The following is a 22,627-nucleotide window of genomic DNA, read 5'->3' as shown; positions in this document are numbered from 1 at the left end:
GTGCCGGCTGGCGGCAGTAATCCTCTTTTGCGCTACTGCTGCGGGGCTGCAGTGCATTCCGGTGGCAGAATCGGTCATACATGCTAAATTTAGGGGTATGAGCAGTGCAAAACCCCATATCGGCGAAAATACCGCCTCAAACGTCCGGCCAATCATCCGTCAGCTGGACGATAGCGCCATCAACCGGATTGCCGCGGGCGAGGTGGTGGAACGCCCCGCCTCCGCCGTGAAAGAACTGGTAGAAAACGCCATTGACGCGGGTGCCACCCGCATCACGGTGGAGATTGCAGATGGCGGCAAGACGCTGATCCGGGTAACGGATGACGGCTGCGGCATGACACCGGAGGACCTGCCGCTGGCGCTGAGCCGCCATGCGACATCCAAGATCGACGGCTCTGACCTGCTGAACATCCACACCTTCGGCTTCCGGGGCGAGGCGCTGCCCTCTCTGGGTGCTGTCGGGCGGCTGACCATCACCAGCCGGGCCGAGGGCCATGAGGCGGCGCAGATCCGGGTGTCGGGCGGCAAGCAGGAGCCGGTGAAGCCGGCAGCCTTGCGGGCGGGCACCATTGTTGAGCTGCGCGACCTGTTCTTTGCGACGCCAGCAAGGCTCAAATTCATGCGCACCGACCGGGCCGAGGCGCAGGCGATCGGGGACACGGTAAAGCGGCTTGCGATGGCGGAGCCCTCGGTGGGCTTCACCCTGCGCGATGTATCCGGCGGCGGCGAGGGGCGGGTCACCTTCCGCGCCGATCCCTTGTCAGGCGACCTTTTCGATGCGCTGCACGGGCGGCTGGCCTCGGTGCTGGGACGGGAGTTTGCGGAAAACGCGCTGAAGATCGACGCCACCCGCGAGGGTATCCGGCTTTATGGCTATGCGGCGCTGCCGACCTATTCCCGCGGCGCGGCGGTGGCGCAGTTCCTGTTTGTGAACACTCGGCCGGTGAAGGACAAGATGCTAACCGGGGCGCTCAGGGCAGCCTATTTCGATTTCCTCAGCCGTGACCGGCATCCGGCGGCGGCGCTGTTCATTGATTGCGACCCGCAGCTGGTGGACGTGAACGTGCATCCTGCGAAATCCGAAGTCCGGTTCCGCGACCCCGGCCTTGCGCGTGGGCTGATCGTCTCCTCCCTGCGCCATGCACTGGCAGAAGCCGGTCACCGGGCTTCAACCACTGTGGCAGGCGCCACGCTGGGCGCGATGAAGGCGGAGCAGCCCACGGCGAACGGTGCGCCAAGGATCTATCAGATGGACCGGCCCTCTTACGGTGCGCGGACGGCATCCTATGCGGCGCAGCAGCCGGAGAGCTTTGCGCCCGCACCCGCCTACCAGCCGCTGGCGTCTCCGGGCTTTGCAGAGCTGGCTGGCGCCTACAGCGGCCAAGTGACTGAAACCCCGGAGGTCCCGATGGCCCCGGTTCAGCCTGCGGATGCGCCCGAGGCCACCGCGCCCGGGGCCGAGGCCCTGCCGCTGGGTGCGGCGCGCGGCCAGGTGCACGAGAACTACATCATCGCCCAGACCGCCGACGGCATGGTGATTGTCGACCAGCATGCCGCGCACGAGCGGCTGGTCTATGAGAAGCTGAAACGGCAAATGGCGGAGAATGGCGTCGCCGCACAGGCGCTGCTGATCCCGGAGATCGTTGAGCTGAGCGACAATGATTGCGCCTGCCTTTTGGGTGTGGCGGATGAGCTGGCGAAATTTGGCCTTGGCATTGAGGCCTTCGGTGGCAATGCCATTGCGGTGCGGGAAACCCCGGCGATCCTCGGCGAAGTGAATGCCGAGGCGATGATCAAGGACATCCTGGATGAGCTGTCGGACCAAGGCGAAAGCCAGCTGGTGCAGGCGCGCGTCGAGGCGATCCTGAGCCGGGTGGCCTGCCATGGCTCGATCCGCTCCGGCCGCCGGATGCGGGGGGAGGAGATGAATGCGCTGCTGCGGGAAATGGAGGCAACGCCCCATTCCGGCCAGTGCAACCATGGCCGCCCGACCTATGTGGAATTGAAACTGGCAGATATCGAGCGCCTGTTCGGGCGCACATGAACAAGAACCCCCGTTTAAGGGAGGACGAGCAGTGACACTGGAACAGGCCCAATGGGCGATCTACGCGCTGGCCGGATTGGCCGCGCTTCTGGCGCTGGCGGGGCTGCGGCTGCGCAGCACGGCGCGGCAGCTGGAGCAGGCGAACGCAGATCAGCGCAGCCATATTGCCGGGCTGAAGGCAGAAGCGACCCGGCTGCCGGAATTGACGGACGAGCTGGCCACCCTGCGCCGCGTGCATGAGAATGAGCGCGCTGGCCGCTATCAGGCCGAGGCGCAGGTGCAGGCGCTGAAGGCAGAGCACGCCGCGCGGCTGGAAGAACTGCAGCACATGAACCAGCAGATGGAGCACAAGTTTGCCTCGCTGGCTTCGGGCGTTTTGAAGCAGAACTCCGAAAGCTTCCTGAGCCTGGTCAGCGAACGGTTTCAGGCCCACAGCAAGACAGCGGATGAGGATCTGGCCAAGCGCCACACCGCGATCGAAAATCTGGTGAAGCCGCTGGACCAGAAGCTGGGCCAGTTCGGTGAACGGATCAAGGAGATCGAACAGGCCCGCAATGAGGCCTATGGCGCGATCCAGACTCAGGTGAAGCATCTGGCCGAAGGCCAGGCTGCGCTGGGTGGCGAGACCCGCAAGCTGGTGCAGGCCTTGCGCGCGCCCAAGACCCGCGGCCGCTGGGGCGAGATGCAGCTGCGGCAGGTGTTCGAGATGGCCGGCATGGCTGAGCATGTGGATTACGAGCTGGAAAAAAGCGTCGGCACCGACGAGGGCCTGCGCCGGCCTGATGCGGTGGTGCGCATTCCCGGCGGCAAGAGCATCGTGGTGGACGCGAAGACCCCACTGGAGGCCTATCTGGATGCGCTGGAGGCGGAGACGCCCGACGCTCAGCAGGCGGCACTTGCCCGCCACGCAAACCATGTGAAGACCCATGTGCGGCAGCTGGCCTCCAAGTCCTATCAAAGCGCACTGGGCGAGACGCCGGATTTCGTGGTGATGTTCATCCCCGGCGAAACCTTTGTCTCGGCTGCGGCGGAAGCGGACCCAGGCCTGATCGAATATGCTTTCGAAAACAAAGTTCTGATCGCCACTCCGACCACGCTGATGGCTTTGGTCAAATCGATTGCTTACGGCTGGCAGCAGGAGAAGATGGCGGAGAACGCTGTTGAAGTGCAGAAGACCGCCAAGGAGCTTTACGACCGGCTGGCGACTTTCTCCAAGAACCTGGCCTCGGTCGGGCGCTCGCTGTCGTCCTCGGTCAACAACTACAACAAGGCGGTTGGCTCGCTGGAAGCCCGGGTGCTGCCCTCGGCCCGAAGGTTCGAGGCAATGGGCGTAGTCGCCAACGGGGCTGAGCTGGAGGACCCTGGCCAGGTGGAGGTCGAGCCGCGCCAGGTGGCGCTTCTGGCGGAAGAGTAGATGCAGCTGCTGCCGGCGCTGAAGGCTCTGAAGCCGCAGGAAACAGCCCTGTTGCGCGCAGCGGAAGTTGAAGCGGAACGCATCGTTGCGCTCTTGAGGATAGCCGTGGCGCTGGGCCTGATGCTGGCGATGGTGCTGGCCATTGAGGCCGTTCGGGTGATTGAGGAACCGCATTTGCGGCGTCAGGTCGGGCTGGCAACAGCCACCATGTTATCTTACCTGGCGGTGGGCGTGCTGATCTATTGGGCGATCAGCAAACAGTTGTTCAAGCCCTGGATGATCTGGTTGGCGGTATTTGCCGATTGCGCCTTTCTGCTGCTGAACACCTTTTTGTCGCTGCTGAACACCGGCGTGCCGGGCGGGGCGGTCTTTGCAATGCCAGCCGTGTGGATGGCCCCTGTCGTGCTGGCCTTTGGCGTCCTCAGGCTGAACCCATTGCGGCTGGCCGTGATGCTACTGCTGATTGCGGCCGGGTTTGGCTGGATGATCCTGTGGCAGCCGCCTGAGGCCGCGCCGGACCTGATAGAAAGGATCAGGCTCACCTTGGACTCGCCGCCCAACTTCATGCGCCTGGTCATGCTGTGCCTGGCAGGCGGTGTTCTGGTGGTGGCTGCGCTGCGGATGCGCGGGCTTTTGCATCGCTCACTCGACGAAGCCCGTCAGAAAGCAAACCTGACCCGCTACCTGCCGGCGCAGCTGGCAGACCGCCTTGCGGGCGGCGGGCTGGCGGAGATGCAGGCAGGCCGGCAGCAAAAAATGGCGATACTGTTCATTGACATCCGCGGGTTCACCACCTGGTGCGAGGGGCGAGAGCCGCAGGAGGTAAGCCGCCTGATTACGGAGTTCAGGACCCGGGTGGAAGAGGTGTCTGCCCGGACTGGAGGTTTGATCGACAAATACATCGGCGATGCGGCGATGATCCTGTTCGAAGGCGAGCGCGCTGCGGCCCGGGCGCTGGAGTGCTCCGAGGGGCTATTGGCGCAAATGAAGGACTGGCGTCACACTCGGGACCAGGCAGGGGATGCCGGCCTGGGTGTTGGGATCGGGCTGCACTGGGGAGAGGTGTTTTCGGGGGTGACCGGAACGCCAGAGCGGTTGGAGTACTCGGTATTTGGCGACACGGTGAACACCGCCGCGCGGCTGGAGCAGCTGACCAAGGCGCAGGGCATGGCCGTGATTGCGTCAGCGGACTTGCTCCAAGCTGCTGGCAAAGAGCCAGCGCAAGAGGGCTGGGCTTCTCTGCCGGAGGAGGTCTTGCGCGGACGCAGCAAGGGGCTCGCGCTTTTCGGCCAGGCACAAGGCTAACCGCCGCTCCATTTGCCACAGATCAAAGACTTAGGCGTTTTGCCTGCGGTTTGATATGCTGAGGCTGCGAACAGAAGGAATGGAGCAATGCTGGAGATCTCAGTCCGCAAGGTGGCACAGGTGGCGATGATGGCCCGGGAGCTGGGCCGGGCTGAGGGTGAGCTGCGCGCCTTCATCGACCGGATGAGCGAGGACCAGCAATCGGAGCTGGTCGGCATCATGTGGGTCGGCCGCGGCAGTTTCGAACCGGAGGAGCTGGGTGAGGCGATTTATACCGCCCGCCAGGAAGCCACCACGCCGACCGTGGACTACCTGCTTGGCACGCCGCACCTGGCCGACAATCTGGAAGCCGGGCTGGAAGCGCTGGGGATCGACGTGAACGATGTCGAGGATGATGTGATCGGCCGCTGATCCGGCCGCGCAGTTCTTCACAGCAAAAGGGCGCCGCAATCTGGCGCCCTTCGTTGTTTCAGCCTGTGATCAGGCCTTGCTGTCAACGACTTCAAGGTGCTGCGCCAGTTTGCCGATCTCACCCATCCACTTTTCGACCAGGGCAGGGTCGCTGGGCGCGGCATGGACTCCTGCGGCGATCTTGCCGTTCATCGCGGCCTCGATGGCAAAAGATACCGGATAGGAGACCAGGCGCGCCATTGCAGTGCCGCGCGCGTCGCCCCAGGCGTCCATCACATAGGTCTTGTGCCAGATCTCGGCGCCGTCTTTCTCGGCCTTCAGGCCCACGCACAGCACCACCCGGTCCGCCTCACCCTCGTCATAGGCGTTTTCGGCCCAGAACTGGTCGGACATTTCCTTCAAGCGGGCATCGCCCTCGGGGCCGGAGAGGGTCTCGACCTCCTTGAAGACATCCGCCCAGGCATCGGCCCAGCCGTTGAGGCGCAGGGTGCCGCGGACAAATTCCTTCACCTTCCAGTCTTCGCCGAATTCGTACTGGCCCATGAAGGGGATCGAGTCGCGGTTCGGGTAGACCTCGAAGCTTTCGGGGGCGGGCAGCGGTGCCTCATAGGAGGAGATCGCATCCCACGGGCGGGCGACATCCAGTTCCTTGAAATCGCGGATCGACTTCGACGGCGAGCGCAGCGCCTTCAGCACGCCAAGCGGCGACCAGCTGAATTTGTAACGGAATGGGTTCGGGGTCTTGGGGATGCCGCCGCAGTAGGAGATGAAGCTGATCTCGTTAGCCGGGTCGAAGGCATCGGAGGCCTTGTAATCCGCGACCAGCGCATGGGCCATCAGATGGTCGATACCCGGATCCAGGCCAACCTCGTTGATCAGGCAGACGCCCGCATCCTTGGCCTTCTGGTCCAGCGCCCGCATTTCCGGCGCGATGTAGGAGGAGGAGACGAAATGCGCGCCGTGCTCGATGGCCAGCTCCGCCAGCGGCACATGCCAGTCGCCGGGCAGCATCGAGACGATGACGTCCTTAGGGCTCAGCATCTGGCCCAGGTTGGCGATGCTGAAGGCGTGGATGTTGGTGGTCAGGTCGCCCACGGCCTCGCGCGCCTTGTCGGTGGTCCGGTTCCAGACCGCCACGTCATGGCCCGCTTCCAGCAGACGGCGCAAGCCGGGGATTGCCGACAGGCCGGTGCCGCACCAGTGAATAGTCATGTGTCAGTCCCTTTCTTGTATTTCAGGATCGCCGCGATGATCGCCAGAACAATGACGATGGTGCAGGCATTGGCAAGGATGATGGGCGCATCACCCACCAGCAGCCCATAGATCAGCCACAGGCTGACGGTTCCGAGAAACATCAGGTTTGCAGGCAGGGACAGACCGGCGGTGTCCCGGGTTGCCCAGGCTTTCCAGGCCTGCGGCAGCCAGCAGATGGTGCCGAGGAGGGCCGCCAGAAATCCGATGTATGTCGCGTTCATTGGGGCAAGTGCTCCAGGAATGTGGCCTTGGCCCGGCCCCACACGCCGCTATCCAGATCGGTTAGCGTCAGTAGCGAGGGCAGCAGCTGAGCTGCGTAATCCTGGGAGCTCTCCACCGGCAGCATCGACGGCAGATTGTCGATTGCCATCACGTCGAGCATCGGGTTTTCGGCAACGCGCAGTGCTGGGGCCTCCCAGGTGGTTGCGCGGTCATAGACCGGCACCGGGTTGTAATCGCTGTCCGGGTCACAGGCGACATCGCCGATGGCGGTCAGCTTGCGGTCCGCCGTCAGGGCCTCTCGCGGGACAAAGACCGGGGTGCCCGGACGTGCGAAGATACAGTTCAGGAACAGGTCATGGGCCAGGATCTCCGGGAACGGGCCGCCGCTGGCGGTTTCCGCCATGTCCCATTTGGTGACAGCGACTCCCATCGCCTCGCATAGATCCGCCGCACCGGTGCCAACCCTGCCAAGCGCGCCGATCACGATCGCGGTGGGGCGGTCCATGTTCAGGGCGTCAAGCTCCGCGCCCAAGTCTGCCAGCAAGGCATCCTTGCCGCCGTAGACACCAACCGGGCCGCAGAGTTCTCCGCGCTGCTGCGCGGCCCAGGCTTTCAGCGTCACCGCGGCGCCGGCATAGCCCGCCCAGTAGCCAAAGGCGGCAACCCGGCGGCCGGTCTCGTCGACCAGGTATTCCAGATCATAAAGCGTGCCGCCGCCGGACTTGAACCGCTCCAGCAAAGCCTTGCCGGAGTGCTGGCCCTTGAAGGCATGGCCGAACATGATGTGGCGGTGCGGCAGCGGGGTACCATCCTCGGGCAGCTCTTTCAGACCGAAGATGATCGCGTCCGCAGGCGCCTGCGGCCAGGAGTTCTCCGCCGCAATCTCGCAGCCTGCATCAATGTAGCCCTGCAGCGGGATTGCCCGGACAGAGCTTTCTTCGACCGTGACCTTGATTCCCGCGGCCTGCAGAGCCTTGGCGCCTTCGGGCGTCAGGCCCACCCGGTCTTCGTTGGGGCGCTGCTCGGCCCGTACCCACAGATGCGTCATTGTCATGTCCTTCAAAGCATTCCCTTGGCATAGACCGCGCGCACGGATGGGCGCTGTTCCATTGCCGTCATGAAGTTCTGGATTTTCGGGAAATCCGCGGTGTTCACCCCGTCACCTTCCAGCCAGGTGCAAACTACGTAAAGGTAGCAGTCGGCGAGGCTGACCTCGTCCCCCAGTACAAACGGGCCGCGCAGTCCGGATTGACTGATGTAGCCGCAGGAGGCGGCCATGGTCTGGGGCACCATCTTCTGCATGTCCTTCCAGCTGGTCCGCTCCTTGGCCCAGCGGGCGCCGCGCAAGCGGTGCGCGTGGTTCACATGCATGGTGGAGGCGAGGTAAAACATCACCTCGCGCATCCGTGCCAGCAGAACCGGGTCCTGCGGCCGCAAGCCCGCCTCCGGAGCCATGTCAGCGATGTACTCCAGCAGCGCGCCGGTTTCTGTCAGGATGCCACCCTCGACCGCCAGCGCAGGCACCCGGCCCTTGGGGTTGATCTGGGCATAGGCCGCACCGGTCTGTTCCTTGGCGGCAAAGTCGATCTTGACCGCCTCATAGTCTATACCGGCTTCTTCAAGCGCGATGGCGACGGCCACCGAGATGGTATTGGGGGCATAGTAGAGCTGCATGTCGTCCCTCCCGTTTATGTCTCAGAGATGTGTCTGGGCAAAATGCCGGTCCGGCGCTTCCAGATGCGGCACCGCATTGAACAAAACCGGGCTCCAGTGGCCGCCGATGGGGAACAGCCGGTGCATGGAGGTGTTCATCACCGCCAGGGCAATCCGGGCCATGCCTGCGGTGTCCAGCCCCAACGCCTGCCGCATTGCCATGGAGATCAGCCCGCCAGACGTCACCACCAAGGCCGGGCCGTCGCCTACGGCGATCTCTTCCAGCGCTTGGCGGGTGCGGGTTTCGAATTGCGACCAGCTCTCGTAAGGCTCTGCAATTTCGCCGGCTGCCCAGGCGGCGAAGACCTTTGGCAGATGGTCGACAAACCCCTCACGCTCTTCTGGAATGGGCAACCCGTGCTGATCGCGCATCGCCTCGGCAAGGGTGAAATACTCCATCTCGTTCAACCGCGCGTCCTGTACCGGTTCTGCAAAGCCCATTGAGGCTGCGGTCTCGATATGGCGGGTCAGAGTACCGCAATAGACACGCGGATGATGGCTGCCGCTGGCCCGCAGGTGGTCGCCCAGCCAGGCCGCCTGCTGGTGGCCCAGATCGCTGAGCCGGTCATAGCTGGCCTCGTCGCGGGCCTGGGTGTTGGCCTGGCCGTGGCGGATCAGCGTGATGTGGGACATGGGGCAGCGGCTCCGTTGTTACCGGGGGAGTCTTAGGGGAGCTTGCAGGCAGAGGGAAGGGCGGCTTGAAACTGCGTCTGCCAAATTCATTGTAGGCGCGAAAGACATGGCGCAGTGTGCATCTGCCAGATTGGAGATTTGCCATGCCCCTTGATCCTCAGAGATTTCTTGATGACCTGCATAAGCTGCGTAGCTTTGGCGCGTCAGGTGCGGGCAAGGGCGTGGTGCGGCAGGCCTACTCGGACGCTGACATCGCCGCGCGCAAATGGTTGGCGGAACGTATTAAAGGCGCCGGGTTAGAGCCGCATTTCGACCCGCTCGGCAACCTTTTCGGACTGGCGGCCGGGAAGAGCCTGCTGCTGGGGTCGCACAGTGACACCCAGCCCGAAGGCGGCTGGCTGGACGGGGCGCTGGGCGTGATTGCCGGGCTTGAGGCTGCCCGCGCCGCCAAGGAGGATGGCGGGCCGCTCATTTCCTGCGTCAGCTTCCAGGATGAAGAGGGGCGGTTCGGGGTGCTGACCGGCTCTGATGTCTGGACCGGCAAGCTGGAACTGGAAGAGGCGGACGGGTTTGCTGACACTCAGGGCAACAGCCTTGCAGACATGCGGGCGCAGATGGCGGATCTGGCCGGGGATTTCCTGCCGCATGACAGGTTCACCGGGTTCCTTGAAATGCATATCGAGCAGGGCCCTTATCTGGAGGAAACCGGCCTGAGGATCGGGGTGGTGACGGACATTGCCGGCATCCGGGATATGCGGATCACGTTTGAGGGTCGGCAGAACCATGCAGGCACTACGCCGATGCACCTGCGCCGGGACGCGTTCCAGGCGCTGTCTTCCTTCAATGCGGCTCTAAACAGCCGTTTTTCGAATGTGGTGACACCCGCCACGGTCTGGACCATCGGCCATGTGGCGCTGCACCCCAATGCGTCCTCCGTGGTTCCGGGGCGGGTGGAGTTCTCCATGCAGTGGCGGGATGCAGATGCCGGTCGGCTGGCAAGTATGGAGGGCATCATCAAGGAGACCGCGCGGGAGATTGCTGCGGATCAAGGTGTAAAGGCTGAGCTTGGCCCGGTGATGGGTATAGAACCGGCGGCGATGGATGCACGGTTTCAGGCGGAACTGGCCGAGGCAGCGCAGGCTCTGGCACCCGGCAAGTGGCAGAAGATGCCCTCCGGCGCGCTGCATGATGCGGCCAATCTGGCAACGGTTATGCCTGCTGGGATGCTGTTTGTGCCGTCGATTGGCGGTATCAGTCATGCCTTTGACGAGGATACGGACGAGGAGGACCTGGTGCTGGGGCTGCAAGTTCTGGACCGCGCTGCCCGCGCCCTGGCCGGGTGATCTCCCGCCTGTTCCCGGCCTCCTGTCAGAGGCCCGTCACAGTTTGGCCGGGCGCCGCTGGAGCGGCGCGGGTCAGGCCCGGCCGTAGCCGCGCTTGATCATCCGGTTGCGGTGCCTGTCAGCGGCCAGCGAAGCCTCGCGCAGGTTGGCGTAGATATTGATCACGCTTTGCCCGTTGCCGCCGGCCACGCCCCATTCCCGCAGCACGGAGACTTCGGAGAACAGATTCATCGCCAGCTCAATGCGGTAGAACCGCGACGGGCGCGAGGGGGCTTGGCGGTAGAGCAGACAGGTGGCCATGGGGTGATTCTATGCCAAGTGATTCGCCCGGGCAAGAATCTCTATGCAGTGCCCAGCAGCGTAAGCCCCAGCAGCGCGGAAGACAGCGCCGCCACCGCAAAGGCCAGCGTGCGCAGCACCGGAATGCCGATGGCGTAGACGACATAATGCGCTGCCATGCCGAGGAAGAAGCTGAGGCCCAAGGTGCCGGGCTGATCCTCTGGCGGCAGCACCAGCATCGCCAGAACGGAAAGCGGCGCAAAGGCGGCAAATAGTTCTACCCCAACGATATGCGCCCGGTGCGCGCGCTGCGCCCACAGCGATTGCGGCAGGTCGCTGGGGCCGGGATTGGCCATTGCTCCCATCAGCCCGCGGACCATGACCCGGTCAAGGATATAGGGCAGCCAGGCCAGCGCCACCCAAAGCCCCGAAAGGGCGGTAAAATACTGCAACTGCGTCATCTTTCGCTCCTTTTGTCTATCAACAGGAGCGTAGTGCGGTCTGGGTGCTTTTCTACCTGAGCGGGGTTAGGCCCAGTCGACATCGCCCAAAAAGATATAGCCTGCGCCGTAAATCGTCTTGATCAGCCGCGGGTTCTTAGGATCTTCGCGCAGCTTGGTGCGCAGGCGCGAAATGCGCACGTCCATCGCCCGGTCAAAGCTGTCACCGGCCGCGCCACCCAGCATCTCCTGCATCTGTGCGCGGGAGATCAGCCGTTTGGGGCTGTCCAGGAACAGCCGCAGCACCTCACCTTCGGCATGGGAGAACGGGGTCTCGGAGCCCTCGGAATCCTCCAGCACGTAGCGGTCGAAATGGGCGGTCCAGCCGGCAAACCTTGCGGTGTTGCTGGCGGGCGCTGCGGTTCGCGGGCCAGCACGCAGGCGGGCCCGGACGCGGGCCACGACCTCTGCCGGGTCGAAGGGCTTGGTGATATAATCGTCAGCGCCCAGTTCCAGGCCGGTCACCCGGTCCTGCACCTGCGCCCGGCCGGAAATGATGATGACTGCCGCTCCCTGTTCCAGCGCCAGCCGGTGCACCAGTGCCAGCCCGTCGGTATCGGGCAGCGACAGGTCCACCAGGCAGACGTCCGGCGTCACCCGGTTCAGCGCGGCCTCGAATTCCCGCGCGCGTGCAAAGCTTTGGGTGCGAAAGCCTGCGTCCTCCAGCGTTTCGGTCAGGATCTGCCGGATTTCCGGCTCATCATCCAATATGGTGACCAGGGGCGATGTCATACGGCGGGCTCCGGTTGGATCAGCTCAGAGAGCTGGTGGATGGTGAAAGGTTTGCGCAAAACCGGACCGCATTTCAATGCCTTGCGGAACAGCGGATCGCTGACGGGCAAGGACGTCATCAGGATGCAGGGCAGGCCGGAGCCGTCGAGCCGGACGGCCAAATCAACGCCGGTTGCGCTGCCCTCCAGCATGATATCCGATAGCACCAGCGCGATGTCCGGCAGGTCGGCGGTCAGTGCGCAGGCCTCGTCCACGCTGGCAGCCTCAATCACCGAATAGCCGAGGTCGATCAGCATATCGCGGAAGGCGGCCCGCAGTTCCTCGCTGTCTTCAACCAGCAGCGCCATGCCGCCGCCGGCATCCGGGGCCGGGCGGTATGGCAGGCGCAAGGTGATCGCGGCACCGCTGATGCCGTTGCCAATCCGCATGTCGCCGCCCGCGAGTTTTGCCATGTCATAGACCATCGGCAGGCCTAGGCCGGAGCCCTCGCTGCCCTTGGTGGTGAAGAACGGGTTCAGAGCTTTTTCCAGTGCTTCCGGCGAAAAACCAGGGCCAGTATCGGTGACGGTGATTTCAACCCACGTCTGGCCGACCGAGTGGGCACTGACCGTGATTTGGCCGGAAGTGCCGCAAGCGTCGCGGGCGTTCAGGATAAGGTTCAACAGCGCGTCCTGCAGCTTGCCCGCGTCCAACAGCAGCGCCTGATCCGGCAGGTTGTCGAGAATGCTGAGCCCCAGTCCTTGCGGCAGCGAAGGTGATGCCAGCACTTTCAGTTCGTCCAGCAGCGCGTGCATATCCGTCGCTTGCGGGCGCAGGGTGCGCTGGCTGGTCATCTCGGCAATCCGGTTCAACAGCCGCCCGCCACGCCGCGCTGCAGATAGGGTGCCTTGCACCAGATCGCTGGCTTCGCCGCCCAGCCCCATTTTCTCCAGCTTGCCCTGCATGCCCAGAATGATGGTTAGAAGGTTGGAGAAATCATGTGCCAGACCGCTGGTCATCTGCGCCGCCATCTCGCGGCGCCGTGCCTGCTGCAGCGCCACGCGGGCCTGGGTTTCCTCGGTCACATCCATAGACAGGATATAGACGCCGCCCTGCTGGTCAGGGGTGAAGGCGACCCTGATGCGGCGGCTGCCGTGGCTTTCGGTGAACTCGAAAACCGGGCTGCCGCCCTTGTAGGCGGCCAGCAGATGCGGCTCGATCCGCTCGAATGCGGCCTCCCCCAATGCATCCGAAATATACATGCCCAGGATATCCGACGGGCGCCCCGGAAACACTGCACTGAGGCGGCGGTTGGTATAGGTGTAATAACCGTCCGCATCCACATGGGCGATATGGGCAGGCATCATTTCCGTTGTCAGGCGGGTGCGGCCCTCAATTTCCGTCAGCTGGCGCTTGGTCTCTTCCAGTGCGGTGTTGGCGGCCTCAAGCTGCCGGTTGGCGGCGGACAGTTCCTCAGTATGGGTAATCAGTTTCTCCGACAGTTCTTCGGAGCGGGTGCGCAGCAGCTGCTCGGCGCGCTTGGCGCGGGTGATATCCGTATAGACCGTAACCCAGCCGCCCTGCGGCAGCGGCGAGCCTTCGATCGAGATCATCTGCCCGTTGGGCCGCTCGCGTTCCAGGTAATGCGGCACGAAATCCAGCGCCTGCTCAACCCGGCTTTGAACGATCTCCTCTATGTCACTTTCCGGCGCATATTCCCCGGCTTCAGCGAGAAAACGGATTGTCTCGGCAAAGGAGGCACCGGGCTGCACCAGGTGGTCCGGCAGGTTGAACATTTCCTGAAAGCGCCGGTTGCTGACCGACAGCCGCAGGTCGTTGTCATAGATCGACAGCGCCTGGGCGATCAGGTTCAGCCCGGCGGTGGTCATTGCGGCGTGTTGTTTGCTTGTCCGGTTCATGGCTCTCCCCGGATCATGGCTAGCACCGGGGCAGGTTCAGGGCAAATTGCCATTCGGCCGCGGGGTGTCCCGGTGCCGCGGCGTTAAGACAATGATCCCCTTATGGTTGTTGAAAGTTTTTGGGTGCCGTTTCTCAGCGGTAGGCAGGCTGATCAAAAGTTTCATAAATCCACCAGTAAAGCTTGATTCGAAACACTGTCCATTCGTTCGTATCCCGCGCGAATGCGGGCGGACTGTTACCTTGCGCTGCAAGGTTTCGCTCATGCAACCTTACGGAGGCTAGCGTAACAGCCTTAAAAATAAGGCGAAACGGGCTGTTACAATTCGTAAGATTTGGGAAAACATCAGGAAAAAGTTGACGGGCTACTCTACCGCTGTCCCTAATCGGGGCCAGAGCCGCGGGCAGCGGCCAGTCCGGCAGTAACGCCGGAAAGGGAGGAGAGAAAGTTGGCTCAGATGCAGACGGGCGCCCAGGGTATGCAATCCCTGCCGGCGCTGCTTCAACGCAATGCGGCGCAATTCGGGGATGCGCCGGCCTACCGGGAAAAGGAATTCGGCATTTGGCAATGCTGGACCTGGTCCGAAACGGCAAAGGAAATCGAGGCGCTGGCGCTGGGCCTTATCAACCTTGGCGTGAGGGAGGGCGATTTCGTCGCCATCATCGGCCGCAACCGTCCCTATCTCTACTGGTCGATGGTTGCCGCTCAAGCGGTGGGCGCTGTGCCGGTGCCGCTCTATCAGGACGCGGTAGCCGAGGAGATGGCCTATGTGCTGGGTCACTGCGGCGCGCGATTTGTGATCGTTGGCGATCAGGAGCAGGCCGACAAGGTGATCGAGATCCAGGATCAGCTGCACCAGTTCGAGCATATGATCTATCTCGATCCGCGCGGCATGCGGAAATACGACCACACCCAGCTGCACCAGTTCAGCCACATTCAGGATCAGGGCCGCGCCGCCCATGATGAGCTGATCGGTGAGCTGCAGTCGCGCCAGGCCAAGCTGGACTACGACAGCACTTGCGTGATGCTCTATACCTCCGGCACCACCGGCAAGCCCAAGGGCGTGGTGCTGTCGAACCGCAACGTGATCCAAAGCGCCAAGAACTCTTCAGAGTTCGATCATCTGACCCAAGGCGAAAACATTCTCTCCTACCTGCCGATGGCCTGGGTGGGCGACTTCATCTTCTCGATCGGCCAGGCCTACTGGTGCGGCTTCTGCGTGAACTGCCCGGAAAGCCAGGACACCATGATGACCGACCTGCGCGAGATCGGGCCGACCTATTTCTTTGCGCCGCCGCGGGTGTTCGAAGGCCAGCTGACCAATGTGATGATCCGGATGGAGGACGCAGGCGCCCTGAAGCGCAAGATGTTCCACCACTTCCTGGCGCACGCCAAGAAAGTCGGCGGCGACATTCTGGATGGCCGCCCTGTGGGCCTGATGGACCGGCTGAAATACGCGCTGGGCAATGTGCTGGTCTATGGCCCGCTGAAGGATACGCTGGGCTATGGCCGCATCCGTGTGGGCTACACCGCCGGCGAGGCGATCGGGCCAGAGATCTTTGATTTCTACCGCTCGCTGGGCATCAACCTGAAACAGCTTTACGGCCAGACCGAGGCCACCGTGTTCATCACCGTCCAGCCGGATGGCGAGGTGCGGGCCGACACCGTTGGCGTGCCGGCGCCGGAGGTCGAGATCAAGATCGACGACAGCGGCGAGATCCACTACCGCTCGCCCGGCACCTTTGTTGAATACTTCAACAACCCGGACTCCACCGCCTCAACCAAGGATGCTGAGGGCTGGGTTGCCACCGGCGATGCGGGCTTCTTCGAGGAAGGCTCCGGCCATCTGCGGATCATCGACCGCGCCAAGGACGTGGGCAAGATGGCCGACGGCAGCATGTTTGCGCCCAAGTATGTGGAAAACAAGCTGAAGTTCTATCCGGACATTCTGGAAGCGGTGCTGTTTGGCAATGGCCGCGACCGCTGTGTGGCTTTCATCAACATCGACCTGACGGCCGTGGGTAACTGGGCGGAACGCAACAATATCGCCTATGCCTCCTATCAGGAGCTGGCAGGTCATCCGAAGGTGCTGGAGACCATCCGGTCGCATGTCACGGCGGTGAATAAGTCAGTGGCGGAGGACCCGATGCTGTCGGGCTGCCAAGTGCACCGCTTTGTGGTGCTGCACAAGGAACTGGATGCCGATGACGGTGAAATGACCCGTACCCGCAAGGTGCGCCGCCGCATCGTGGAAGAGAAGTTCGACGACATCATTACCGCGCTGTACGACGGCTCGGAAAAGGTCTCGACAGTGACGGAAGTGACCTATGAGGACGGCCGCAAGGGTTCGATCAAAGCGACGCTGACCATTGTCGACGCGGACGTGAAACCGGGAGCGGTTCACAAGGTGGCCGCGGAATGATGCACGTTTCACCGGATAATTTCCTGCCCCGTGCCGGGCAGGCCGGGTCACCCTCAGATCAGGTCGGGGTTGAGGCCGGGATTGTAGGCCGTGTTGACCACCTGCTGGATCTTGAAGGGGGAGCTGAACCCGTGAGTCTGCTCCATGATGGAGGCCAGGCTTTCGGATTGGCTGAGGCCCATTTGCTTGCATTCAAGTGCCATCTTCAGAAGGCAGGAATGCTCAAGTTCGCCGAACATAACGTCGATCTCCTTGCTGCTCGTTTTGAACAAGTATCGCATGGAAATCTTAAAATTTCTATGCGGCAGAAATATGGAGGCCGTTGTTATGCTTGACAATTCCTTAAGCTATGTGACTGACGACGGCCGCACCATCGGCGGTGTGGTGATGGAGATGAAGAACATCACCCTGCGCTTTGGCGGTGTGGTGGCGATCCAGGACATCTCCTTTGACATCCGCGAGGGCGAGATCCGCGCGATCATTGGCCCGAACGGTGCCGGCAAGTCGTCGATGCTGAATGTGATCTCCGGCTTCTATGTGCCGCAGGAAGGCGAAGTGCTGTTCCACGGCAAGAAACGCCCGCCGATGCGCCCCTATGAGGTGGCGCGCCAGGGCATCGCCCGCACCTTCCAGAACATCGCGTTGTTCGAAGGTATGAGCGTTCTGGACAACGTTATGACGGGCCGCCTTAACTATATGAAAACAGGCTTGTTTTCGCAGGCCCTGTGGAAGGGGAAGGCCGAGGCCGAAGAGACCGAGAACCGCGAAGTGGTGGAGCGGATCATCGACTTTCTGGAGATCCAGCACATCCGCAAGACCCCTGTTGCGCGGCTGCCCTATGGCCTGAAGAAACGGGTCGAACTGGCGCGGGCGCTGGCGGCGGAACCGAAGCTTTTGCTGCTGGACGAACCGATGGCCGGCATGAACGTCGAGGAGAAGGAGGACATGTCCCGCTTCATCCTGGATGTGAACGATGAGTTCGGCACCACCATCGCCCTGATCGAGCACGACATGGGCGTTGTGATGGACCTTTCCGACCGGGTCGTGGTGATGGATTACGGCAAGAAAATTGGTGATGGCACCCCGGATGAGGTGCGCAATAACCAGGATGTGATCGACGCCTACCTGGGGGTCAGCCATGACTGAGTTGCAATGCAGCAACACCCGCCGCCGGCAGGGTGACACCCGTACACCCCCTGTGCACCTCCTGTGCACCGCCGCAGCGCAGAATTCCGAGGAGAGCCTCTAATGCCCGAACAACTCGTCTTTGCGATGGAAGTGACGCTCAATGGCCTGATGGCGGGCGTTCTCTATGCGCTGGTCGCGCTGGGGTTTGTCCTGATCTACAAGGCTTCCGGCATCTTCAACTATGCCCAGGGTGTTCTGGCGCTGTTTGCGGCGATGACGCTGGTGGGGATCATGCAAGGGCAGGTGCCGTTTTCGCATCTGATCAACGCGGTCTTTGGCGGCCATGTCACCCACTTCGGATGGAATGTTCCTGGCGTCGTTGCGATTGCCCTGACGGTCGCGGTGATGGTGCTGCTGGCCTGGCTGGTGCAAGTGCTGGTGATGAAGCATCTGGTCGGGCAGGAGCCGATCATCCTGTTCATGGCCACCATCGGGCTGGCCTACTTCCTGGAAGGCGTCGCCGATCTGATGTGGGGCTCCGAGATCAAGACGCTGGACGTCGGCCTGCCGCAGGGCATCAACCTGTGGATCGACGAGACCACCTTCAACATCTTCGGCTACGGTTTCTTTATCGACAATCTGGATATCGTGGCGACGGTGATCGCGGCGCTCTTGGTGGCGGGCCTGGTGGCCTTCAGCCAGTACACCAAGCAGGGCCGGGCGATGCGCGCGGTTGCGGATGACCACCAGGCGGCGCTGTCGGTCGGCATCTCGCTGAACTTCATCTGGGTTCTGGTGTGGTCGGTCGCAGGTTTCGTGGCGCTGGTTGCGGGCATCGTCTGGGGCACCAAGTCCGGCGTGCAGTTCTCACTGTCGCTGATCGCGCTGAAGGCGCTGCCGGTGCTGATGCTGGGCGGCTTCACCTCGATCCCCGGCGCGATTGTTGGCGGCCTGATCATCGGTGTGGGCGAGAAACTGTTCGAATTCGCGGTTGGCCCGCTGGTGGGCGGCGCGACTGAGAACTGGTTTGCCTATGTGCTGGCGCTGTTGTTCCTGGTGTTCCGTCCGCAGGGTCTGTTCGGGGAGAAGATCATTGAACGGGTCTGAGGCTCATATGATCTGCTCCGGGAACACTCAGCCCTCGAGCCGGCGGAAGGCGGCGACAACGATGGCGGCGCAGACCGTGGCGACCAGAGTGAAGGCGATGGTGATGTTGCCGATCAACTGCCCGGCCACAAAGGTCAGCAGGGCGGCCATCAAGAGCCCGATCAGCACCGTCCCCCAGGGGCCGGGGCCGGTATTGGCAGCCTGCCGCCGCGGCGGTTCGAACTCAAAGGGCGGCAGCACGGTTGCGTCTTCCACCGTTTCCAGCAGCCGGCCCTTGGCCTTGGCAAATTCGGCCTCGGATATGTCACCCTTCTTCCGCGCGGCCTCCAGCCGCCGGATTTCCTCGAAAATCACGGTCATTTGTTCCACTCACTCTACCCGCGAACAGGGTTCCACAAAGAAGTGGGCAAAATGTGTCCAAGCCGGGAAATCTGACAAAGTGGTTAACGCCGGGGGTGCGGTATGACCAAGCTGATCGCCGTCATCAACGTGATTGCCTGGGCCGGTTTCTGGGCCTTCGGCTATCTGGCGCTGACGGCGGAAAGCTACAGCGAAACCCAGATGGTGACTGCGGCGCTCTTGGCCTCGGCCGGGCTGATTACCGGCATCATCGCCTATTTGCGGCTGGTGCGCGGCAGCGAGCGCAGCGGCTATGCCAAACCTTCGAACCGGATGACGCGCGATCAGCGCGACGCGGCGCAGGCCCAGTGGGGGCAAATCGAATGAGCGCCGCAGCAACCAGCAACAGTATCCGCGCAGGCAAGAGTGTCAACGCGCAACAGAAAGGGAGCATCTGAGACATGTTCTACCGTGAAGCCGGGGATTTCAAAGTCTCCTATGCCGATGACAGCCAGACGTTTCCGATCAAGTTCGACCGTTACCGGTACTATGTGGTGCTGGCGGTGGCCTTTGGCCTTATCCCCTTCCTGATCAATGACTACTGGGCAAATGCGATCCTGCTGCCCTTCCTGATCTATTCGATCGCGGCGATCGGGCTGAACATCCTGGTCGGCTACTGCGGGCAGGTCAGCCTTGGCACCGGCGGGTTCATGGCGGTGGGCGCCTATGCCTGCTACAAGCTGATGACCGCCTTCCCGGAAGTCAGCATGTTCATCCATGTGATCCTGGCGGGCGGTATCACCGCGTTTGTCTGTGTGCTGTTCGGCCTGCCGTCCCTGCGCATCAAGGGGTTCTACCTGGCGGTGGCGACGCTGGCGGCGCAGTTCTTCCTGGTGTGGCTGTTCAACCGGGTGCCGTGGTTCTACAACTATTCCGCCTCGGGCCAGATCAACGCGCCGGAGCGTGACACCTTCGGCATCATCATCACCGGTCCCAATGCGCCGGCCTGGGCCACCTATCTGTTCTGCCTGATCTTCCTGACGGTCTGCGCGCTGATTGCCCGCAACCTGACCCGCGGCACCGTGGGCCGGACCTGGATGGCGATCCGCGACATGGATATCGCTGCCGAAATCATCGGGGTGAACCCGCTGAAAGCGAAACTGACGGCCTTTGCGGTCTCCGGCTTCTTCATCGGCATCTCCGGCGCGCTGTTCTTTGCCGTGTACCTGGGCGCGGTCGAGGTTGGCGAAGCCTTCGGCATCCAGAAATCGTTCCTGGTGCTGTTCATGGTGATCCTGGGCGGGCTGGGGTCGATCTTCGGATCCTTCGCAGGTGCGGCCTTCCTGGTGCTGCTGCCGGTGATCCTCAAGGTGGTTGGCGTCGATCTTCTGAATTGGCCCACCGATATCGTGGCGCATTTCCAGCTGGTGATTGTGGGGGCGCTGATCATCGTCTTCCTGATCGCGGAACCGCACGGCATGGCGCAGCTGTGGCGCGTCGCCAAGGAGAAACTGAGACTGTGGCCTTTCCCGCACTGATGCGGGCGGCCTCGAGAGCTGGCGGGGAGAAAAGCAAGACCACCCCCGTTTTTGGAAACCATCGGATAAGACCAAAGGGAGGATTTAAGCCGATGAAAAAGACACTGACCACACTGGCGCTGGGCGCCGCGATGGCAGCCGGTCCGGCAATGGCGGACCTGGTGTTCCCGGACCTCAGCTACCGGACCGGGCCTTATGCGGCGGGCGGCATCCCGTTCTCGGACGGCTACAACGACTATTTCACCCTGCTGAATGAGCGCGATGGTGGCATCGGCGGCGTCAAGGCCAAGGTGATCGAATGCGAGACCGGCTATAACACCGAAAAGGGTGTGGAATGCTACGAGTCCACCAAGGGCCAGGGCGCGCTGATCTATCAGCCGCTGTCCACCGGCATCACTTATCAGCTGATCCCCAAAGTGACCGCGGACAACATCCCGCTGCACACTATGGGCTATGGCCGGACCTCGGCTGCCAACGGTGAAGTGTTCAGCCACGTGTTCAACTACCCGGCCAACTACTGGAACGGCGCCTCGGGCGTGGTGAACTACCTGCTGGAATCCAATGGCGGCGACATCAGCGGCAAGAAGATTGCGCTGATCTACCACAATTCCGCCTATGGCAAGGAGCCGATCCGCACCCTGGAAGAGCTGTCCAAGAAGCACGGCTTTGAGCTGATTGCTCTGCCGGTCGACCATCCCGGCCAGGAGCAGAAATCGCAGTGGCTGCAGATCCGCCGTGACCGTCCCGACAACGTCGTGATGTGGGGCTGGGGCGTGATGAACCAGGTGGCGATCCAGGAAGCCGCCAACATCCGCTTCCCGATGGAGAACTTCATCGGCGTGTGGTGGTCCGGTGCCGAGCATGATGTGATGCCGGCAGGCGCCAAGGCCGACGGCTACAAGGCGGTGACCTTCCACAACGTGGGCCGTGACTTCCCGGTGTTTGACGACATCCAGAAGTACGTCGTTGATGCGGGCAAGGCCGCGGGCGCCGGCGATCAGGTGGGCAACGTGCTCTATAACCGCGGCATGTACGCGGCGATGCTGGCAGCAGAGGCCGCCAAGACCGCGCAGGAGATTCACGGCACTGCGGACATCACCGCGGCGATGATGCGCGACGGCATGGAAGCGCTGGTGATCGATGAGGCCAAGATGGAAGCGCTGGGGATGCCGAACTTCGGCCCGACCTTCAACGTCTCCTGCGAGAACCACGGCGGCCCGGGCCTGGTGGGCGTGACCCAGTGGGATGCGGAGAGCAAGACCTGGTCGCTGATCTCGGACTTCAAACCGTCCGACACCGAAGTGATCGGCAAGCTGATCGAAGAAGACTCCGCCGCCTACGCGTCTGAGAACAACATCGAGCCCGGCTGCAGCTAAGGGCTCTGTCCGGCCCTGCCTTGGCGGGGCCGGGAAGAAACGGTGCGGCGGGGAGCCGCCGCGCCACGCAAACAGGGTCCCGGAGAAGAACCGGGACAGGTATGAGGACACGCTTTGATGCTGGATGCAGCGAACACCGCCGCCGATACTTCCGATGTGCAGGCCGAGACCCTGCTGGAGGTCAACAATATCGAGGTGATCTACAATCACGTGATCCTCGTCCTGAAGGGCGTGAGCCTGAATGTGCCCAAGGGCGGCATCACGGCGCTGCTGGGCGGCAACGGGGCCGGCAAGACCACGACGCTGAAGGCAATCTCAAACCTGCTGCATTCGGAACGCGGCGAGGTCACCAAGGGCTCGATCAAATACCGCGGTGCGCATGTGCATGAGCAGGATCCGGCGGAGCTGGTGAAGAAGGGCGTCATTCAGGTAATGGAAGGCCGCCACTGCTTTGAGCACCTGACGGTGGAGGAAAACCTGCTGACCGGTGCCTATACCCGCCGCGACAGCGGTGCCGATATCCAGAAAGACCTGGAAATGGTCTATCACTACTTCCCGCGCCTGAAGGAGCGCCGGAAATCGCAGGCAGGCTATACCTCGGGCGGCGAGCAGCAGATGGTGGCGATGGGCCGCGCGCTGATGTCGCGGCCGGAGACAATCCTGCTGGACGAACCCTCGATGGGGCTGGCGCCGCAGCTGGTGGAGCAGATTTTCGAGATCGTGAAGTCGATCAACGAACAGGAAGGCGTGACCTTCCTGCTGGCGGAGCAGAACACCAACGTCGCTCTGCGTTATGCCCATTACGGATACATCCTGGAATCCGGCCGGGTGGTGATGGACGGGCCTGCAGCAGAGCTGCGGGAGAACCCGGACGTGAAGGAATTCTACCTCGGCATGTCGGACGAAGGGCGCAAGAGCTTCCGCGACGTGCGGTCCTACCGCCGCCGCAAGAGGTGGCTGAGCTGATGCG

23 protein-coding genes are annotated in these 22,627 nt (G+C 62.7%); 12 read left to right on the top strand and 11 right to left on the bottom strand.

Features of this window, described 5'->3' with window-relative positions; genetic code table 11:
- Nucleotides 1–97 precede the first annotated feature (97 nt).
- From mutL to GC1_RS20105, 4 genes are all read left to right on the top strand, one after another.
- Complete coding sequence (mutL, locus tag GC1_RS20120; RefSeq protein WP_019295113.1) at nucleotides 98–2,044, top strand: DNA mismatch repair endonuclease MutL; 1,947 nt, start codon at nucleotides 98–100, stop codon at nucleotides 2,042–2,044.
- A 31-nt stretch (nucleotides 2,045–2,075) separates the two neighbouring features.
- Nucleotides 2,076–3,458 (top strand): DNA recombination protein RmuC, encoded by a 1,383-nt coding sequence (rmuC, locus tag GC1_RS20115; protein WP_019295112.1) that lies wholly within the window; start codon nucleotides 2,076–2,078, stop codon nucleotides 3,456–3,458.
- Entirely contained in the window at nucleotides 3,459–4,763 is a 1,305-nt protein-coding gene (locus tag GC1_RS20110; RefSeq protein WP_019295111.1) for an adenylate/guanylate cyclase domain-containing protein, read from the top strand.
- A gap of 87 nt (nucleotides 4,764–4,850) precedes the next feature.
- Nucleotides 4,851–5,174: a DUF3775 domain-containing protein gene (locus tag GC1_RS20105; protein WP_019295110.1), complete on the top strand. Its 324-nt coding sequence runs from the start codon at nucleotides 4,851–4,853 to the stop codon at nucleotides 5,172–5,174.
- Between the two features lie 69 nt (nucleotides 5,175–5,243).
- On the opposite strand, the gene GC1_RS20100 is transcribed toward GC1_RS20105, so the two are convergent.
- From GC1_RS20100 to GC1_RS20080, 5 genes are read right to left on the bottom strand one after another with little or no spacing between them, the layout of a single operon-like run.
- Nucleotides 5,244–6,386, bottom strand: coding sequence for a saccharopine dehydrogenase family protein (locus GC1_RS20100; RefSeq protein ID WP_019295109.1), 1,143 nt, complete (start codon nucleotides 6,384–6,386; stop codon nucleotides 5,244–5,246).
- Complete coding sequence (locus GC1_RS20095) at nucleotides 6,383–6,649, bottom strand: SemiSWEET family sugar transporter (RefSeq protein ID WP_019295108.1); 267 nt, start codon at nucleotides 6,647–6,649, stop codon at nucleotides 6,383–6,385. Before GC1_RS20095 ends, GC1_RS20100 begins: the two co-directional genes overlap by 4 nt.
- The gene (locus GC1_RS20090) at nucleotides 6,646–7,698 is read right to left on the bottom strand and encodes a saccharopine dehydrogenase (RefSeq protein ID WP_019295107.1); all 1,053 of its coding nucleotides are present in this window, start codon (nucleotides 7,696–7,698) and stop codon (nucleotides 6,646–6,648) included. The genes GC1_RS20095 and GC1_RS20090 overlap by 4 nt, the downstream gene beginning before the upstream one ends.
- Before the next feature lie 11 nt (nucleotides 7,699–7,709).
- Nucleotides 7,710–8,324, bottom strand: coding sequence for a glutathione S-transferase family protein (locus tag GC1_RS20085; RefSeq protein ID WP_019295106.1), 615 nt, complete (start codon nucleotides 8,322–8,324; stop codon nucleotides 7,710–7,712).
- 21 nt (nucleotides 8,325–8,345) lie between these two features.
- Complete coding sequence (locus GC1_RS20080; RefSeq protein WP_019295105.1) at nucleotides 8,346–8,996, bottom strand: histidine phosphatase family protein; 651 nt, start codon at nucleotides 8,994–8,996, stop codon at nucleotides 8,346–8,348.
- Between the two features lie 143 nt (nucleotides 8,997–9,139).
- On the opposite strand from GC1_RS20080, the gene GC1_RS20075 reads away from it, so the two are divergent.
- On the top strand, nucleotides 9,140–10,339 hold the full coding sequence (locus GC1_RS20075) for a hydantoinase/carbamoylase family amidase (RefSeq protein ID WP_019295104.1): 1,200 nt from the start codon (nucleotides 9,140–9,142) through the stop codon (nucleotides 10,337–10,339).
- A gap of 72 nt (nucleotides 10,340–10,411) precedes the next feature.
- On the opposite strand, the gene GC1_RS20070 is transcribed toward GC1_RS20075, so the two are convergent.
- The 4 genes from GC1_RS20070 to GC1_RS20055 form a co-directional block, all read right to left on the bottom strand.
- Nucleotides 10,412–10,639, bottom strand: a complete 228-nt coding sequence (locus GC1_RS20070; protein ID WP_019295103.1) for a WGR domain-containing protein — start codon at nucleotides 10,637–10,639, stop codon at nucleotides 10,412–10,414.
- 41 nt (nucleotides 10,640–10,680) lie between these two features.
- A complete protein-coding gene (locus tag GC1_RS20065; protein ID WP_019295102.1) occupies nucleotides 10,681–11,079 on the bottom strand; it encodes an MAPEG family protein in 399 nt (132 codons plus the stop codon).
- Nucleotides 11,080–11,145: 66 nt separating this feature from the next.
- Complete coding sequence (locus GC1_RS20060) at nucleotides 11,146–11,850, bottom strand: response regulator transcription factor (protein WP_019295101.1); 705 nt, start codon at nucleotides 11,848–11,850, stop codon at nucleotides 11,146–11,148.
- Nucleotides 11,847–13,748, bottom strand: coding sequence for a hybrid sensor histidine kinase/response regulator (locus GC1_RS20055; protein WP_019295100.1), 1,902 nt, complete (start codon nucleotides 13,746–13,748; stop codon nucleotides 11,847–11,849). Before GC1_RS20055 ends, GC1_RS20060 begins: the two co-directional genes overlap by 4 nt.
- Nucleotides 13,749–14,204: 456 nt before the next feature.
- Here GC1_RS20055 and GC1_RS20050 point away from each other — a divergent pair, with 456 nt between their 5' ends.
- Nucleotides 14,205–16,169 carry an AMP-binding protein gene (locus GC1_RS20050; RefSeq protein ID WP_019295099.1) on the top strand — a complete coding sequence of 655 codons (1,965 nt, stop codon included), beginning with the start codon at nucleotides 14,205–14,207 and terminating at the stop codon, nucleotides 16,167–16,169.
- A 53-nt stretch (nucleotides 16,170–16,222) separates the two neighbouring features.
- Here GC1_RS20050 and GC1_RS20045 read toward each other — a convergent pair whose 3' ends face one another.
- Nucleotides 16,223–16,408, bottom strand: a complete 186-nt coding sequence (locus GC1_RS20045) for a hypothetical protein (protein ID WP_019295098.1) — start codon at nucleotides 16,406–16,408, stop codon at nucleotides 16,223–16,225.
- Between the two features lie 88 nt (nucleotides 16,409–16,496).
- On the opposite strand from GC1_RS20045, the gene GC1_RS20040 reads away from it, so the two are divergent.
- Both GC1_RS20040 and GC1_RS20035 read left to right on the top strand, forming a co-directional pair.
- The gene (locus GC1_RS20040; RefSeq protein WP_029204703.1) at nucleotides 16,497–17,315 is read left to right on the top strand and encodes an ABC transporter ATP-binding protein; all 819 of its coding nucleotides are present in this window, start codon (nucleotides 16,497–16,499) and stop codon (nucleotides 17,313–17,315) included.
- 102 nt (nucleotides 17,316–17,417) lie between these two features.
- A complete protein-coding gene (locus GC1_RS20035; RefSeq protein ID WP_019295096.1) occupies nucleotides 17,418–18,404 on the top strand; it encodes a branched-chain amino acid ABC transporter permease in 987 nt (328 codons plus the stop codon).
- A gap of 27 nt (nucleotides 18,405–18,431) precedes the next feature.
- Here GC1_RS20035 and GC1_RS20030 read toward each other — a convergent pair whose 3' ends face one another.
- On the bottom strand, nucleotides 18,432–18,764 hold the full coding sequence (locus GC1_RS20030) for an SHOCT domain-containing protein (protein ID WP_019295095.1): 333 nt from the start codon (nucleotides 18,762–18,764) through the stop codon (nucleotides 18,432–18,434).
- Between the two features lie 102 nt (nucleotides 18,765–18,866).
- On the opposite strand from GC1_RS20030, the gene GC1_RS20025 reads away from it, so the two are divergent.
- From GC1_RS20025 to GC1_RS20010, 4 genes are all read left to right on the top strand, one after another.
- The gene (locus tag GC1_RS20025) at nucleotides 18,867–19,130 is read left to right on the top strand and encodes a hypothetical protein (protein ID WP_019295094.1); all 264 of its coding nucleotides are present in this window, start codon (nucleotides 18,867–18,869) and stop codon (nucleotides 19,128–19,130) included.
- A 74-nt stretch (nucleotides 19,131–19,204) separates the two neighbouring features.
- Nucleotides 19,205–20,281, top strand: coding sequence for a branched-chain amino acid ABC transporter permease (locus GC1_RS20020; protein ID WP_019295093.1), 1,077 nt, complete (start codon nucleotides 19,205–19,207; stop codon nucleotides 20,279–20,281).
- 92 nt (nucleotides 20,282–20,373) lie between these two features.
- A complete protein-coding gene (locus GC1_RS20015; RefSeq protein ID WP_019295092.1) occupies nucleotides 20,374–21,657 on the top strand; it encodes an ABC transporter substrate-binding protein in 1,284 nt (427 codons plus the stop codon).
- A gap of 117 nt (nucleotides 21,658–21,774) precedes the next feature.
- Nucleotides 21,775–22,623, top strand: coding sequence for an ABC transporter ATP-binding protein (locus GC1_RS20010; RefSeq protein ID WP_019295091.1), 849 nt, complete (start codon nucleotides 21,775–21,777; stop codon nucleotides 22,621–22,623).
- Nucleotides 22,624–22,627 lie beyond the last annotated feature (4 nt).

This window comes from Leisingera sp. ANG1 (assembly GCF_000203975.2).
Lineage (GTDB): Bacteria > Pseudomonadota > Alphaproteobacteria > Rhodobacterales > Rhodobacteraceae > Leisingera.
The sequence above is the reverse complement of the archived record's forward strand: the minus strand, read 5'-3'. Positions and strand labels throughout refer to the sequence as shown.